Annotated in this window: 12 protein-coding genes and 1 pseudogene; 10 read left to right on the top strand and 3 right to left on the bottom strand. The window is 38.0% G+C overall.

The annotated features are described in order from the left end of the window. Positions 1-20: 20 nt before the first annotated feature. From ACE2AL_RS17175 to ACE2AL_RS17160, 4 genes are all read left to right on the top strand, one after another. Positions 21-1,460, top strand: a complete 1,440-nt coding sequence (locus ACE2AL_RS17175) for a purine-cytosine permease family protein (RefSeq protein ID WP_375083718.1) — start codon at positions 21-23, stop codon at positions 1,458-1,460. A 152-nt stretch (positions 1,461-1,612) separates the two neighbouring features. Continuing rightward, positions 1,613-2,368 (top strand): electron transfer flavoprotein subunit beta/FixA family protein, encoded by a 756-nt coding sequence (locus ACE2AL_RS17170; protein ID WP_375083717.1) that lies wholly within the window; start codon positions 1,613-1,615, stop codon positions 2,366-2,368. A 15-nt stretch (positions 2,369-2,383) separates the two neighbouring features. Beyond that, a complete protein-coding gene (locus ACE2AL_RS17165) occupies positions 2,384-3,334 on the top strand; it encodes an electron transfer flavoprotein subunit alpha/FixB family protein (protein ID WP_206083513.1) in 951 nt (316 codons plus the stop codon). A 9-nt stretch (positions 3,335-3,343) separates the two neighbouring features. Then, positions 3,344-5,026: an electron transfer flavoprotein-ubiquinone oxidoreductase gene (locus tag ACE2AL_RS17160; protein ID WP_272539215.1), complete on the top strand. Its 1,683-nt coding sequence runs from the start codon at positions 3,344-3,346 to the stop codon at positions 5,024-5,026. 93 nt (positions 5,027-5,119) lie between these two features. Here ACE2AL_RS17160 and ACE2AL_RS17155 read toward each other — a convergent pair whose 3' ends face one another. Then, positions 5,120-5,833: a UTRA domain-containing protein gene (locus ACE2AL_RS17155; RefSeq protein WP_206083515.1), complete on the bottom strand. Its 714-nt coding sequence runs from the start codon at positions 5,831-5,833 to the stop codon at positions 5,120-5,122. 276 nt (positions 5,834-6,109) lie between these two features. Between ACE2AL_RS17155 and ACE2AL_RS17150 the strand changes: the two genes are divergently transcribed. The 3 genes from ACE2AL_RS17150 to ACE2AL_RS17140 all read left to right on the top strand — a co-directional run bounded on the left by ACE2AL_RS17150 (position 6,110) and on the right by ACE2AL_RS17140 (position 11,123). Then, positions 6,110-7,363: a hypothetical protein gene (locus tag ACE2AL_RS17150; RefSeq protein ID WP_272539216.1), complete on the top strand. Its 1,254-nt coding sequence runs from the start codon at positions 6,110-6,112 to the stop codon at positions 7,361-7,363. Further along, positions 7,360-8,490, top strand: a complete 1,131-nt coding sequence (locus ACE2AL_RS17145; RefSeq protein ID WP_375083716.1) for a hypothetical protein — start codon at positions 7,360-7,362, stop codon at positions 8,488-8,490. The genes ACE2AL_RS17150 and ACE2AL_RS17145 overlap by 4 nt, the downstream gene beginning before the upstream one ends. Before the next feature lie 323 nt (positions 8,491-8,813). Continuing rightward, positions 8,814-11,123: a M66 family metalloprotease gene (locus tag ACE2AL_RS17140; protein ID WP_375083715.1), complete on the top strand. Its 2,310-nt coding sequence runs from the start codon at positions 8,814-8,816 to the stop codon at positions 11,121-11,123. Between the two features lie 90 nt (positions 11,124-11,213). Here ACE2AL_RS17140 and ACE2AL_RS17135 read toward each other — a convergent pair whose 3' ends face one another. Further along, a complete protein-coding gene (locus ACE2AL_RS17135) occupies positions 11,214-12,509 on the bottom strand; it encodes an aromatic acid/H+ symport family MFS transporter (RefSeq protein WP_272539219.1) in 1,296 nt (431 codons plus the stop codon). Between the two features lie 259 nt (positions 12,510-12,768). On the opposite strand from ACE2AL_RS17135, the pseudogene ACE2AL_RS17130 reads away from it, so the two are divergent. The 3 genes and pseudogenes from ACE2AL_RS17130 to ACE2AL_RS17120 form a co-directional block, all read left to right on the top strand. Beyond that, positions 12,769-12,954 (top strand): annotated as a pseudogene (locus tag ACE2AL_RS17130) (GNA1162 family protein); the annotation flags it as partial. Between the two features lie 535 nt (positions 12,955-13,489). Further along, a complete protein-coding gene (locus ACE2AL_RS17125) occupies positions 13,490-14,893 on the top strand; it encodes a tryptophanase (RefSeq protein ID WP_206083519.1) in 1,404 nt (467 codons plus the stop codon). A 66-nt stretch (positions 14,894-14,959) separates the two neighbouring features. Then, a complete protein-coding gene (locus ACE2AL_RS17120) occupies positions 14,960-16,207 on the top strand; it encodes an aromatic amino acid transporter (RefSeq protein WP_375083714.1) in 1,248 nt (415 codons plus the stop codon). Positions 16,208-16,283: 76 nt separating this feature from the next. Here ACE2AL_RS17120 and ACE2AL_RS17115 read toward each other — a convergent pair whose 3' ends face one another. Continuing rightward, on the bottom strand, positions 16,284-17,234 hold the full coding sequence (locus ACE2AL_RS17115) for an energy transducer TonB (RefSeq protein WP_272539221.1): 951 nt from the start codon (positions 17,232-17,234) through the stop codon (positions 16,284-16,286). Positions 17,235-17,251 lie beyond the last annotated feature (17 nt).

The following is a 17,251-nucleotide window of genomic DNA, read 5'->3' as shown; positions in this document are numbered from 1 at the left end:
CTGCTTAAAGAGGATTTACCATGACAGTTTCAAACGACATCGCAACAGGGCAAAAAGGTCGGCAGGACAATGTCCCGCTTATTGAAGCGCGTTCCATCGATTACATTCCTGAATCTGAACGCCATGGCACCTTATCTAGCCAGTTTACACTTTGGTTTGGTGCTAACTTACAAATTACCGCTATCGTTACAGGGGCGCTCGCTGTTGTGCTTGGGGGCGATGTATTTTGGTCATTAATTGGATTATTTATTGGTCAATTATTAGGTGGAGCTGTGATGGCATTGCATGCGGTGCAAGGGCCTAAACTGGGACTACCTCAAATGATTTCAAGCCGTGTACAATTTGGTGTTTATGGTGCGGTTATTCCTATCTTATTGGTTTGTATGATGTATGTTGGGTTCTCTGCCAGTGGAACGGTATTAGCAGGCCAAGCGGTTGGGCAATTACTCCATGTGACTGATTGGGTTGGGATCTTAATTTTTGGTGCGGTGATTATCGGGATCACTATCTGTGGTTATCGGATCATTCATATTTTAGGTAAGGTCGCGAGTGTTGTTGGCGTTATTGCATTCTTTTATCTATTCTTCCGCTTGTTTTACATGAATGATGTCTCCGTATTAATGGAAAATCGCCATTTTGATTGGACACATTTCTTATTAGCCATGTCACTCTCAGCATCTTGGCAAATTGCTTTTGGCCCTTATGTTGCTGACTACTCGCGTTATTTACCAACTAAAACACCAACCGTTAAAGCCTTTATGGCGGTAGGCTCAGGGACTGTTATCGGAACGCAAGCATCAATGATTTTAGGGGTATTTGCTGCAGCCTTAGCGGGGAATAAGTTTGCGGGTAATGAGGTTTCCTACATTGTGGGTCTAGGAAGTACAGGGTTAATTGCAGCACTTTTGTATATCACTATTTTCTTTGGGAAAGTGACCATCACGGCATTAAATGCTTATGGCAGTTTTATGTCAATGGCAGCGATTGTTTGCGGCTTTAGAGGGAAAAACACCATTACGAAAGGGCAAAGATTGTTTTTTATCGTTTTAATGGTGAGTTTTTCAACCTTATTAGGGTTAGCTGGCCAGCACTCGTTCTTAAAATTATTCTCTGCTTTCTTACTGTTTTTACTGGCATTCTTCACTCCATGGAGTGCGATCAATTTGGTTGACTACTACTGGGTGACAAAGGGCCGCTACGATGTGCCTGAACTCGCAAACCCGAACGGTCGTTATGGTCGCTGGAACAAAGTGGGGATTTTCACTTACATCATTGGCGTACTGATTCAAATGCCATTTATCTCAACGGGTTTCTACACTGGCCCACTAGTCGAACAACTTGGTGGCGTCGATGTTTCATGGATAGTGGGCTTAGTTGCGACCAGCATTATTTATTATATCGCGATTAAAAAATGGCCAATGTCAGTGGCAGATAGGCTGATATTACCAACCACGAAATAACCAAATGAACCATTTGATTTAATTAATAAAAGAATACATTGAGCGAGCCAATAGCAGTGAAGCTTTCACTGCTAAGGCTTCCCTCAACCTAAAAACGATTCAAACCACCTTAATAAAAGCCAATCGTTAATAGAATTGGGATAGGAGTTGCTATGAAAATTTTAGTCGCAGTGAAGCGAGTGATTGACCATAACGTTAAAGTACGCGTAAAAGCCGATGGCTCGGGGGTTGAGCTAGCTAACGTCAAAATGGCGATGAATCCTTTTGATGAAATTGCGGTTGAGGAAGCGGTGCGCTTAAAAGAAGCGGGTAAAGCGGCTGAAGTTATTGCTGTTTCTATTGGGGATATCAGTTATCAAGAAACCTTACGCAGTGCGATGGCGATAGGGGCAGACCGCGCCATTTTAATTCAACGCCCAACGGAGTTAGTTTTAGAATCACTTGATATCGCCCGTTTATTACAGCAAGTGGTGGCAAATGAACAACCTGATTTAATTTTATTAGGCAAACAAGCGATTGATGATGACTGCAACCAAACAGGGCAAATGTTATCCGCATTATTAGATTATGGTCAGGCGACATTTGCATCACAAATTGTTGTTGAGGGTAACTCACTGCAAGTGACCCGTGAGATTGATGGCGGTTTGGAAACACTGGCAATGGAACTCCCTGCGGTTGTGACAACCGATTTACGTCTCAACGAACCCCGTTATGCAACTTTGCCGAACATCATGAAAGCAAAGAAAAAGCCGTTAGATATCATCGATATTTCGAATATGAACTTCTCTCCTTTGGGGCAAACCAAAACTATCAAGGTGTCTGAGCCGAAAAAACGGGCAGGGCAATGTACTTTACTCAATGATGCAGCGGCATTAGTGAGCGCCTTACAAGCAAAAGAAGTGATTTAACCAAGGGGAATGACAATGAGCCAATCATCAGTTTTAGTTATTGTTGAGCATGATAACCAGACAATAAAATCATCAACTTTTCATAGTATTACGGCTGCACTGGATATTCTATCTGTGGGTGGACAATTGCATTTACTTGTTGTGGGCGACAACACTGAAAACGTGGTGGAACAAGCAGCGGGCTTAAAGGGGGTGAATAAAGTATTAACGATTCAATCAGATGCTTTGAAAGACCAACTGGCGGAACCCATGACCAGTGCGATTGTTTCTGTTGCACAAAATTATAGCCATTTACTGTTTCCTGCGACAACCTTTGGTAAAAATATCGCCCCACGTGTTGCCGCAAAATTAGGTATCGCACAAATTTCTGACATCACACAAGTTATTGATGACCAAAATTTTATTCGACCTATTTATGCAGGGAATGCGTTGGCAACAGTACAGAATAATGGGCAGCAGGTGGTGATCACTGTACGCAGTTCGGCATTTAGCGGCGTATGTGAAGCACAACATAGCGCAGAAATTGAACACATCACCCCAAATAAACTTATTCAACGAGCTCAATTGAAAAGCCAGTCACTCACACAAGTTAGTCGCGCAGAATTGAGCTCAGCGAAAGTCGTGATTTCGGGAGGGAGGGGGTTAAGTTCGGGTGAAAACTTTGCGTTATTAGAAACCATCGCAGATAAATTGGGTGCTGCTGTCGGCGCATCCCGTGCAGCGGTAGATGCGGGGTATGTACCTAATGATTATCAGGTGGGGCAGACAGGAAAAATTGTCGCGCCAGAGTTATACATTGCCGTTGGGATTTCTGGTGCAATTCAACATATTGCAGGGATGAAAGAGAGCAAAGTGATCGTTGCCATAAATAGCGATCCAGAAGCGCCAATCTTCCAAGTAGCAGATTACGGTATTGTTGGTGATCTGTTTGAAATCTTACCTGAACTTGATAAAGCGCTTGCGTAAGAGGTGCATATGGCTATCGACAATAGAGAAAATGTAAGCGAGGCTCCTGAGCGGGAATCGATGGAATTTGATGTCCTGATTGTCGGTGGGGGGCCTGCGGGATTATCAGCGGCGATCCGTTTAAAGCAGGTTGCTGCTGAGCAAGGCACTGAACTGTCAGTATGTTTGATTGATAAAGGTGCAGAAATAGGTGCCCATATTCTGTCAGGTGCAGTGATAGATCCTCGTGCATTAAATGAATTATTACCTGATTGGCAAGATAAAATTTCGACGCCGCTAACCTCCGTCAGTCAGGACAGCTTTTTATGGCTAAAAGAAAATAGCTCAAGCCAATTACCGTTACCACTATTGCCTAATTGTTTGAAAAATAAAGGAAACTTAATTGGTAGTCTAGGGCAAGTGAGTGCGGCTTTAGCTGTTGAAGCCGAGGCTTTGGGTGTTGACGTTTTTTCTGGTTTTGCTGCAACACAGGTACTTTTTGATGATGCAGGTCAAGTCATTGGTGTGACAACGGGTGATATGGGGTTAGATAAATCGGGTAACCCAACGGCGATGTACCAACCTGGAATGAACTTGCTGGCTAAAATGACATTTTTTGCCGAAGGGTGTCGTGGTCAATTAGGTAAGCAGTTGATAAATCATTTTAATTTGGATTCAAATAGCAGCAAACAAAGCTATGGTTTAGGGATTAAAGAAATCTGGCAGATCCCGAAAGATCAGCATCAAGCAGGGTTAGTTATTCACTCTGTTGGTTGGCCGTTAGATAACCACACTTACGGCGGTGGGTTTGCTTACCACTACGGTGAGAATTTAGTTGCGATAGGGTTAGTTGTTGGTCTGAATTATGAAAACCCGTATTTATCTCCATATGAAGAGTTTCAACGCTTAAAAACACACCCCGCCTTTAGCACTTTTTTATCTGGTGGGGAAAGGCTCAGTTACGGTGCGCGAACGATGGTTGCTGGGGGATTATCCGCACTCCCTGAATTGAGTTTTCCTGGGGGCGCATTAATCGGTGATGATGCTGGATTTCTCAATGGGGCCAGAATTAAAGGAACACATTGTGCAGTAAAAAGTGGATCATTGGCTGCAGACGCTTTTTTAGCGTGCTTTAAAAATCAGTCGATTGATTTTACTCAATTTACTCTTGAATATCGCCAAAGATTTGAGCAGAGCTGGTTATATCAAGAGCTTTACCAGACTCGTAACTTCAAACCTTATATGAAAAATGGATTAGTGATGGGCTCAATGTTATTTGGTGTAGAGCAATTATTGTTAAAAGGCCGTAGCCCATGGACATTAAAGATTAAACAGGCGGATCACGAAAGATTGAAAGAAGCTAAAAACTTCAAGCCAATCACTTACCCTAAGCCTGATGGAAAACTGACCTTTGACCGACCCTCTTCTGTATTTTTATCGAATACTAACCATGAAGAAGATCAGCCTTGCCATCTTAAACTGGTAGATACAAATGTACCGATTCGAGTCAATTTAGAGAAATATGCCGCGCCAGAAACGCGTTATTGTCCTGCTGGGGTCTATGAAATTATTGGCGAGCAACACCAAGAGAAGTTACAGATTAATGCGCAAAATTGCCTGCATTGTAAGGCTTGCGATATTAAAGACCCGCAGCAAAATATTACTTGGACTGCACCGCAAGGTGGGGAAGGGCCAATATATCAGGGGATGTGAAAACAAATTTGTTGTGATGCAGATGTGCTTGATGTCTTTTTTATATTTATCAGTCGCTTTGGGGCAATTTTGCCCCATTTTTTTATCTTTGCATTAATTCTCAATACGCGAATGCAATTTTAATTTGTAACGAGAACCTGCTGTGACCATATTGACGTAGCTAATCAGTGTATTTCCAGTCCAAGTTCGACGCCTAAGTTGCAGGCAAGGTGAATTTTCTTTAATCGATAATGATTGAGCGATGGATTTTGTGGCTAATGCCGCTTCTATGGTGTGTTCCATTTCACTTACAGGAAAATGGCGTTGTAAATAGCCACTTGGTGTTTCTGTATCCCCATATTTTTGCTTAACAAATTCAGGAACGATTGCGTGGTTAACGTAGCGTTCTTCCAACATGAGAGGGATATCATTTTCAAAATGTAGTACTTTACAATAACCGACCTCACTTCCTTCACTAATTCCGAGTTGTAGCGCAATTTCTGCAGATGCAGGGATGACTTTTAATTGCAGTTGATGCCCACTATACTTCTTGCCGCTTAGGGATATTTCATCAAAGATATCAAATGCTTTTGTCACTGGAAGCTCATGCTTTTGTGTCGCAACAAAAGTACCTTTACCTGCAATTCGGTTTAAAATCCCTTTTTGGCTTAATTCAGAAATGGCTTTGTTTACTGTCATACGGCTGACATTAAACTGCGCACATAGCTCAAGCTCTGTGGGAATCTGTGTTTCGGGTTTAAAAATACCCAAATCAATGCTGCGTAAAATGTAAGACTGAATTTGCTTATAAGCAGGTTGTGATGTCATCGCTTTTATTCAAAATTGTCGTTAGAGGAAGGCCGAGTAAATCGATTTTATTGCCATATTATATGTATAGACTTTTTTGTGATTGCAAGTTTATCAGTAATTATTGGCTTTACTAGTAGATAGCGCGTATTTCGAAATATAAAACCTCGAAAAATAGGTGCTTAAGGGCACTCGTCATTATCTGAATTATTTTATTATAAGATAAGTTTCACTAGGGCAATATGCCTTTATTTATTATCATAATGTTAAATTTACTTAGCGAAATAGGCATTATTCATGCGAGTTCAATATTTCCATGTCAATCTTACTCAGTGTGATTATCAAAATGTCAGTCCAATTGGTATGGCAAGGCTGATAGCGTCAGGGAAAGTTTTTTTCTTTAATCAAGATGACTTTAAAAATAGTAAGATTTTTTTGGAACGCCTACAAGAAGGCGATTCTTTGGTTATTTGTGCAGAAGAACTGAACGATGGCAGCTATTGGTTAGAATGGGTCTATCATGAAAAACATGGTCGATTAGAGCCCGATAGAAATGTGAGTTTTACGCGCTCTCTGGGCAAACAATATATCATTTCGCTGGTATTAATGGCCTTGATCCCTGTGGTGTATTATTGCTTTATGGCTGCGGAAGATAGCTTTTTAATGATAGCGCTGGTGGCAATTTTGGGTTGTGCCGCTTTTTGTGGCATCGTTTTATTTGGCCTAGCCCTTGCACAAACGAAGCGCATTATTAGTCCTAAACGAAAACAAATTTTAAAAGTATTAGACCTTATTATCGAGGGGCGATTCAAAATTAACGAACAAAGCCCATTGATTGAAATTGACGGTATTAAAAACCCTAAATCTAAGGCCAGTAATTTACGTAAGGCTAAAGATATTAGCATTGATAAAACCTCATTATCGGTTACTCGCGGTAAGGTGAATATTACAGATAATCGAAGTTTGACCATTAAGGCAGGGGATACAGAGCAAGCGCTAAACCTTATCAGCTTACAAATTAATAAAAGCCATATGGAGGTTTTAGTTTCAGCCAATGAGCCTTTGTTTAATAACCACAACTTATTTATTGCGCAAGGTGATGAGCTCGAAGTTTTCCATAAAAATATCCAAGATCACTCAAATGAACAGGCAATATTTGGTATCTATAACCATCAAGATGGACTTGCCTATAGCTTAATTGGCAGAGGGGCACCTCAAGAACGTGGTTTTTATTTCGGCTTATGGGGATTTACCTGCTTTCTTTTAATTTTCTTTGTTCTTATTGCTGTCGGGCTAACAACTTCTGAAACAATAGAGAAAGGCAATTATTGGGACTATTGGGATTGGGTTAATATCTTAGATACAGGAGGAATGTATATTAGCGTTACGACAACCATTTTATTGGGGATAAGCTTTTCAATTGGTTTGGGTGTTGCAATATATTACCAATTCTCTCGACGAGGTAAGGCCTATTATCAATCACAATATATTTTGAAACATTTACGTCGCCAACATGGTCAAACAGATTATGTGACGGAGGTGCGTTCATGAACCCCTTTCTCAGTAAGCGTTTTATCTTATTAACTGCAGTTTTTGCATTAAGTTTGTTATCGACCGTTTTAATTTTTGTGCGAGACGGTAGTATTGCTTGGCAAATAGAACATCATCAAGAAAACCGTTCTGCAATTACCAATTATGATTGGGCGACGACTTTCCCCGCTGAAAATGGCACATTAATTGTGACGCAAAAAAGCCAGAGTTCAAATTATTACTACTCATCATATAATCCATACGCATATGAAAGAGAATATGACTACCAAGTATTGTTTGCAGATAATCAAGGTGTCCGTTTTATCACTCGTGGTGACAAGAGTTTCTATAATGCGGTCTGTGATAAAAAACAGTGTTTACTATTTCTCAGAGATGGCTACCAAACTATCGATTTAACAACACTATCAGCCAGTAACATTATGCCATGGGAAGATAAATCTGGCGTTCAATTTGCAGGGTTGATAACAGGTAAAATTTATCAATCTAAAAATTATCCTGCTTATGTTGTGGCAAATAATGAAAAAATTTTTGTTAGCCAAGATAAAGGTATGACATGGGAACATTTTATGGATGTTCGTGAATTAGCTAAATCATTGTATCCTGAAGAAATTGATAGTCGATCTGAATTTAATTTCGCTACTTATAGAGACAAAATCGTCATGTGGTATAGCTATGGGCATCAAATGGGATCACTGGAAGTGGTGATGGATATTCCAAGCAAGCAGGTGATTAGCAGTAAATGGCTACCAGTACGCATTAATCAAGTGGCGCAAAATTTGAATGGTGATATTTTTGTTATTGCTCAAGAACCGTCTCGCCGATTGTTTTCGTTAATGCAATTTCACCCCAATGGAAACTTCGAATTAATCGCAGAGAGTGGCTATAACAATTTACATAGTTTAAATGTTGGTAACCAAGGATTAATTGTTTCGATTTCAGGTAATGGCTCGCAACAATATTTGATGATGGATATTACTACAAAGAAAACTCGCTATCGTCCAGATCTCTCACTATACAAAAAAATATTTAATGGGGAAAATCAGTCTTTTATTGAAGTAGAAAGTACTTACTCGAATGAGGGAACTCTCACTAGAGGTGCTCAGGTTTCTTACCAATCTGCTTTTTAATATAGCTAATCTATGAGGTGTGTTATCACACCTCTATTTAATAGTATAGTTATACAATATTTTAGTATTTCCATAATGAGTTAAGTCTGTTAAATAATATTTAACGAATTAAGGCGTCTAGTTTATTTTTTATTTAAAATTAATGATTGATTTTAATTATCTTACTTTTCAAGTTGATGGGGATTTGAATTGGAAGTAATTTATTAATTTGAATTTATATTATTTTTATTTAATTCTTTAATATTGTTTCCTCTTTAAATCATATGACAATTAATGGCTATTTAAAGTAAACAATCCGTCCAACAAGAAAAGGCAGATTTTAAATGAAAAAAAACATAACCTATTTTAATAATTCTAAATATGATAGTGATACTTATGGTGATCTTAAAGGTACGGTCTATTATGTGCAAAATAGTATTATACCTGCAAAAAATCATGTGAGTAATGATATTCAACCAACGTTAATATCAAATAGAAAAACAATGTTTATGTTTAAGCCTCATGACGATTTATTAAGCGAATCTCCTATTCGAATTGCTATTTATAATGAAAATTATGATATTTTATTTAATCAGGAAATGTTATCTCCTGAGCACCTAACCAAGACCTGTTCGAACGTATATGCTGAAATAGAGGCTGATTTTTCACAGCCATCCTATTTTGATTTTACCTTAGATAATAGTGAACAATTACAAAACGCTAAAGATCCATTGTATTTTAATAAGTTTATTGACGAATATAACACAATAAATGTAGTAACTTATGATGGCGGATACTCTCCATCCTTTGAGTTATTTTATAATTTGGATTATGCGGGTAAAAAAGTGTTATTCCAATGTACATCAACATGGGGGATTTCAATTCTCTTTAATTCTACAAAGAAAAATCTTGAACAAGGGGATTCCTTATTACTTGTTAATGAAAGAGGGACATGGTACGAGTCAACTGACAGCAATAGTGATGGAAAGTTTTTATCAGAAATTCAATATATAGGAAATACTTGGTCTGTCGTTGTTCCTCAAGATGTTATTCAACCAGGAATAAAGCTTAAATTTATCCGAGATAATAAATTTGGTTTTATTGATAAGCCTATAGTAAGAGCACCTAATCAGTTGTTCTTAAATACGATTGCAATTGGTATGTTAACTCCCCATAGAGAGAAATTTGAATTTCAAGAAAACCCTGAATATCATCGTCAATATTTTCAACAAATTCCAGTATCTCGTTTAATCGTCAATACATATGATCCTATCGATTTAGATGAGGTGATGCTGTCTGATGGACGCTTACTTACTGGCCATGCACCAGGGAATGGTGGCTGGCACGATGGAATTATGAGGGAACAAATTGCCAAGTCACTGATTGCTTCAGGAATTAACTATGCAAATTATGGTATCAATGTAACAGGTAGAGAGCTTGGTCCAAGGGGAAATACATCACAATTTACAGTACATACAAGTATAGGGATGTATGAGAATGGCATACAAGTTCATGGAGGATCGGGTGGAAGTGGCATGGTGACGCTAGATGACACGATAGGAAATGAATTTAGTCATGAAGTTGGGCATAACTTTGGTTTAGGGCATTACCCTGGGGATTTTGATGGCTCAGTTGCTCAGATCCCAACTCATCGAAACTCTACATGGGGATGGGACTGCGATAATAATTTTTTTCTGCCTAATTTTAAACAAGATATCACCAACAAACCTACATATCTAGAAGATGAAGGAATTGGGCCGTGTGCACCCCCTTTTGAAGACCACTCTCTTGGTAGAGATGCTATGGCGGGAGGCAGTCCAATGTATGAGAAGCACAATGTTTTTACTTTACATACACCATATTCATTATTTTATATTCAAAATGATTTGGAGAGCAAAGCGATATTTGATCCAAATTCTAAAACAGGATTTAGCATTTGGAATAATCAAGAAAATAAAATGGTAGAGTATGAGAATAAGATAAACAAATATGATTTTAAGTGGGTCACTATTAAAAATTCTGTAGATATTACAGCTGATTATATAAATGATTACTTTGAAGAAAATAAATATATTTATATTGATATTTATGACGGGAATTGGGCTGGAAATGTTTATTTTCCAGATGCGAATGATGACAATAATGGCAATGTTATAAAAATCAACTCGAGCTCTAGTTATGGTGTTTATTTACATATGAATGGAACTATTTTATCAGCTGAAAAAAATATTGAATTATACTATGTCTCAAATGGCGTTATTTGGGTTATTGAAGACGAACCTTATGTTGACTTGGTTCCTTTAGAACAAGGTAGGAAAGTAATTACTATTATTGGGTTTTACGATCCACGTAATGAATTACCAAGTTATATATACCCTCCGTTAAATTCAGCATATGGAATGATATATGAATCAGATAAGGTTATGGATAATAGTAATTGTTACCTTGAGGTTGAATATACTGATGGTTTATTGAGTTTCCATAAGCTGAAGAATATTAGAGTTAGAGATGATGAAATGAATCAGTTTCACATTAATGTGAGTCGAGATTTATCTCCAAAATTAGCTCGTATTATTGTTCGGGGGGTTGTTGTCGCGGAGAAGTCAATAAATCTTGGGAGTGATAATTTAGCATACACAATTAATGAGCATTAATTATTTTAAAGCTAATGCCATTATTTAGATTAGAATTAAAATTGATGGAATCTTTAAAAGGATAGAATATATTCTATCCTTTTTATCATATTATACGATCTGTTTGGCTGGTAATAAGATAACAGCAATCGCAGCAATAATGGCGACAATAGCAAATGCAATGAAATTCCAACTTGTGGCAATTCCAAGGCTCGCAATATATGCACCAAACATTGGCCCTGTCATAGCACCAATTCGTGAGAAGCTAAGTGCCCAACCCGTTGCAGATGCGCGCGCATTGGATGGGTAATAATTGGCAATATAGCCTGTTAAGATCAATGCAGCTGAAATACTGCCGACCCCAGCAAAGGCGACGAGCATATAGTTCATATAAATATTTTGCTTGAATATCAAGCTTCCCACACCAATAGCACCAAGCAAAAAGAAGAAGGCCACAGAATTTCGAACACCATATCTGTCTGCAATTTTTCCTAAGAATAACCCCCCCAGCGCAGAGGCTAAGCTAAATACAATTAAAAATGTTAAGCTGGAACCTAAGTTATATCCTTCTTTACGCATAATAGAAGGTAGCCAAGTATTTAATCCATAGACTAATAACATACCGCAGAATAAGGCTATCCAAAAACAAGCTGTAGCTCGTAAGTAGCGCCAAGCAAAAACAACGGAAACAATTTCTTTAATACTTTGGGGGTTATCTTGCACATGCTCAGATGTCGATTGGTAATTAATATCAAGTTTTTTAGCTAATGCCTTGGCTTCACTGTGTAAGCCTTTATGGGTTAAATATTCGAGTGATTCAGGAAGAATGCGTGCCATTGGCCAAATAAGTAATAATGGTAATGCACCAAAAGCAATCACGCTTCGCCAGCCGAATTGTTCAAGCAACCATATCGCGACTAGAGCTGCGCTTAAAATCCCCAATGAATAACCAGAATACATAATGCCATAATTAAATGAGCGTTTTTCACTGGGGGAATATTCAATGGTTAAAGCGGCGGCAACAGGAATTACACCCCCTAAACCAATTCCACCAATAAAACGCATGATCCCAAAAACCCATGGTGTGGGTGCCAATGCAGCGCCTAACATGGTGACTGAAAATAACGTTACGCAGGCTAATAACATGCGCCGCCGACCATATAATTCGCTTAGTGTGCCAATAATAAAGGCACCAAAAAACATACCTATTAATGCATAACTACTTAGAGCTCCTAGCTCAAGAGGCGATAAACTCCATTGCTTGTATTCGGCAAGGGTAGGTAGTACCGCCCCCATTACGCCGACATCGTATCCTTCAAACAAAATACTCATCCAGCAAATCAGCAAAACCTTTGATGTTGTTTTTGTGGAAGTAAATGATTTCACAGCGATTGTTTGCATCGTCATAATTAACTCTCTTATTATGAGGGTTTAATAATTTTTAGTAGCAGGCTTATTTTTATGGTCACAACGTGCCCTCCCTACACTTACTGTTTCTGAGAGAAAGCACAATCATTAATGTTAATAAAAAGTTAAAATAATGCAGGATGTGGATATTTTGTGCAGAAAATTTCATGGCATACAGAGGGTTATTCTCATTAAAAATAAGTTTTGTTGAGTGTTTTATTTAACCCGCACTAAGAAACTATGGGTTACATTTGTTTATAACTCCTCTTCAAATGGTATTTTAGGTGCGCTAGTTTCTGCTGTTATGAATCAGCTAGCAGATACGATGACAGATAAAAGCTATGCAATAGCGGGTATAACAAGTACTCGGTTATTATCTGCAGGTAGCCCTAATGGGATTTTATACGGTCCAAAGTCAACAAAGTATGGCAAAGATGCTCAGTAACGATTAGTTAAGTAATGGATAAAGCCTTATTGTAAGATTCTATCCATTTAATTTTAATTAAGATATTTTTATATTAAGCTAAATTATTCTTTATAATTATTCAACTAACATACTTATTATCAGTTCCTTGTGAAATAAGTTAATTAATTAAATTATTTTTAACACCTAAATTGCATAAAATAAACATTGTGACTGAGCTCAAAGGGTTTATGCTATTTAGCCTAAATAATGTGATATAAGTATAATAATATGACAATAGGGGTTAATTTAAGAATGTAACTGTTATATATATAATGCAGATGGTTGTACTAATTCCTTGTTGATAGGAGTCATAGTATGTTCTTGTTAAACGAGTCACTAATATCAAGGTATTTCTTCTATATGAAGAAATGGTTCAATATTGATATTTCCTTAGCCTTCTTTTTTCCAAATAATTAACCTTTCAATTTTTCCTCAGTTAAAAGTTTCGTTAGCTTATTTTTTATAAGTTCGAATTCTTATATTTATTATTTAATGAAAAATTAAAGGTATTATCATGGCTAAAAGAATCGTAGAACCATTTCGTATTAAAATGGTAGAAAATATCCGTATCCCATCAAGAGAAGAGCGTGAAGCTGCATTAAAAGAAGCGGGATACAACCCATTTTTATTACCAAGCAGTGCTGTGTATATCGATCTCTTAACTGACTCTGGTACCAATGCCATGAGTGATCACCAGTGGGCAGCGATGATTACGGGTGATGAAGCATATGCAGGGTCTCGTAACTATTATGATTTAAAAGATAAAGTTAAAGAGATGTTTGATTACGATTATGTCATTCCCGCTCACCAAGGCCGTGGTGCTGAAAATATGTTGTTCCCTGTATTGCTGAAAGTCAAACAGGAACAAGGCGGAGCGAAAAAGCCCGTATTTATTTCTAACTTCCACTTTGATACGACAGCAGCCCACGTTGAGTTAAACCATTGTAAAGCAATCAATATCGTTACAGAAAAAGCCTATGACTCAGATACCTATGATGATTGGAAAGGTAACTTTGATATTCAAAAATTGAAAGATAATATTGCGCAGTATGGTGCAGAAAACGTTGTTGCGATTGTTTCTACTATCACCTGTAATAGTGCAGGTGGTCAGCCAGTATCTATGGCTAACTTGAAAGAAGTGTATGAAATCGCAAAACAACATAATATTTTTGTTGTTATGGACTCCGCACGTTTCTGTGAAAATGCGTATTTTATTAAAGAGCGTGATCCGAAATATAAAAATGCAACGATTAAAGAAATCATCCTTGATATGTACAAATATGCTGATGCATTAACGATGTCAGCGAAAAAAGATCCGTTATTAAATATTGGTGGATTAGTTTGTATTAAAAATGATGAAAATATCTTTACACTAGCAAGACAGCGCTGTGTTCCGATGGAAGGTTTTGTAACTTACGGCGGTTTAGCTGGCCGTGATATGGCAGCGATGGTGCAAGGACTTGAAGAGGGTGCTGGCGAAGAATACCTGCATTACCGTATTGGCCAAGTAAAATATTTAGGTGACCGTTTACGTGAAGGGGGAATTTCAATTCAATACCCTACAGGTGGACATGCAGTATTTGTTGACTGTAAAAAACTGGTCCCACATATTCCAGGTGATCAGTTCCCAGCACAAGCGGTTATTAATGCGTTATATTTAGAGTCAGGTGTTCGTGCTGTTGAGATTGGTTCGTTTTTATTAGGACGTGACCCCGAAACTGGGAAACAAAAACATGCAGACATGGAATTCATGCGGTTAACTATCGCAAGACGTGTTTATACTAATGACCACATGGATTACATTGCAGATGCTCTGATTGGCTTAAAAGATAAATTTGCCACCTTAAAAGGGTTGGATTTTGAATATGAGCCACCAGTATTAAGACACTTCACAGCAAGATTAAAACCTATTAAATAAAAATAGGTATATCTTATGGTTCCCGTGCAATGCGGGAACCTCATCCTTATTCTTAAGGTAAACACCATGAATAATTCGGCAGCCAAGAAAGAACCCTCCATAATGGTAGGGGGTTTTGTGCTAGGCGGTGCCATGATAGGGGCGGGAATGTTTAGCTTGCCAACTATTATGGCTGGAGCTTGGTTTATTAACTCTGTAGTTATCTTGTTAGTTGTTTGCTTTTTTATGTTTCATTCAGGGATTTATATTTTAGAATGTATTTCTAAATATGGCGCAGGGACGAATTACTTTTTTATATCAAAAGAACTTTTACCAAGATGGGCCTGTTATATTGCTAACATGGCATTAATATTTGTGCTGTATATATTAATTTATGCCTATATATCTGCAGCGGGATCTGTTATTAAAGAAGCTGCGGCTATTTATGGTTATGATATTAATTTAAGAGTTATTTTTATTGCCTTCACATTAATACTAGGTGCGAGTATTTGGTGGAGTGGTGTTGGTGCGAGTCGTTTAACATCATTATTTTTATTTATAAAAATTATTTTGTTTATCCTCGCATTCTCTGGATTATTTTTGATTGTCAAAACGGACTTATTATTAACATCACCTGTTGAAGGTGGGCAAACCGCATTATTACCTTTTGTATTTATTATTATTCCCTATGCCATTACCTCGTTTGGCTACCATGGTAATGTATGTAGCTTGTACAAGTTATATCATGAAAATGAAAGAAAAGTGGTTAAGAGTTGTGTGATTGGTTGTGTACTTGCACTCGTCCTTTATTTCCTTTGGATTATGGGAACAATGGGCAATTTACCAAGAGCTGAGTTCTTAACAATAATCAATAAAGGCGGTAACTTAGACGCATTTATTGAATCACTCTATGCCGTACTTAACAGCAAACACATTGCGACATTTTTACTCTGGTTTTCTATTAGTGCTGTATTCTGCTCATTCTTAGGTGTTGCTATTGGGTTATTTGATTACATACTCGCCTCTTTGAACTTTAAAGATAATCCTTCAGGGCGAATGAAATCAGCATTACTTTGCTTTTTACCCCCTTTAATTCTTTGCATGTTATTCCCAAATGGATTTTTAATCGCAATAGCATATGCTGGTATGGCAGCATGTATTTGGGCGATAATCTGCCCTGCTATTATGGCATTGAAAGTCAGAGAACGTTTCCCGGATTCAAAATTTAAAGTATGGGGCGGTAAAGGGTTAATCTATGCCGTTATTGCTTTTGGTATTTTGGGTATTATCTGCCAATTACTCGCTCAGTTTAATTTTTTACCGATATACCGTTAATTTTTCAATCTTGTTTTAAGCTAACTGTAAAGGTACAGCGGGGTTTGCTGTACCTTTTTTCTGTTAAATTACCCGGTTAATACTGAAAAACCACTGTCTTTTTAAAGTACATTTTAATGTTTTGTCCTTGGTAAATAATGGGTTTAAATGCCATTTTTTTAATTGCCTTCACGGCTTCTTCTTTAAAACCTAAATCAGGGATTTTACTATTTAATATTTCAACGGACTCAACTTGGCCATCTAACCCTACTAATAATCGAATTTGCACTTTAACCACTTTTGTATAACCCAAGGAGCGAGCTTCTTTGGGATATTTAGGGTTTGCATCCTGTAAAATTGTGTAGGAGATCCCGCTCGAACCCAGTGCGGTATAGCTGCCATCCCCATTTGCTGCAAATTGACTATTACCGGATAAGGCATTTATCCCTTGGCCACTTGGGCTGTTTTCTGACGCCAATGGGGTTGCGGTGGAACCATTTTTTTCGGGAGCATTGGATGTCATCGCCTGCGCTTTGTCTTGTGAGCTTGATGGTGTTATTTGATGCGGATCTTTTGTAATCAGTTGGTTCTCCGTCTTTTTAGGTGGATTATCAGCAACTAATTGATGTGGTGTGTTCTGCTCTGACTTGTGTGCGGGTTGAACGGGTTTAGGTTTTTTCATCACTTTTGTTTTTTGAGTAAGTAATGGGGACTCAACGGTATCATCAATGGGTATATTCGCAGAAATAGGGTCGCGTTTTGGCGGGTTTTGAGCTTTATTTGCCGGCTTTTGTTGAGAAATAGGCTCTGATTTTGAGATTTGCTCTGAGGCTATTGTTTGTCTCAGAGGCTCTCCTTGGTGACTTGCTAGACTTGAGCTCCCTTGAGAGCTCATTGGTCCACCAAGGGATAACGTTATTGTTTCTACACCTTCCACTATGGGGAGCGCCCTACCAGTTTGTAGGGCGATAAACACAATAGCTGTGATATGAATGACGAGTGACACCGTTAAGGCGAGTTTATAACGAAAAGAGGGATGTATAGTCACCGAAACGTTTCCTGTTT

The organism is Providencia xihuensis (genome assembly GCF_041953405.1).
Lineage (GTDB): Bacteria > Pseudomonadota > Gammaproteobacteria > Enterobacterales > Enterobacteriaceae > Providencia > Providencia vermicola.
This window is presented reverse-complemented; position numbering and strand designations above follow the sequence as displayed.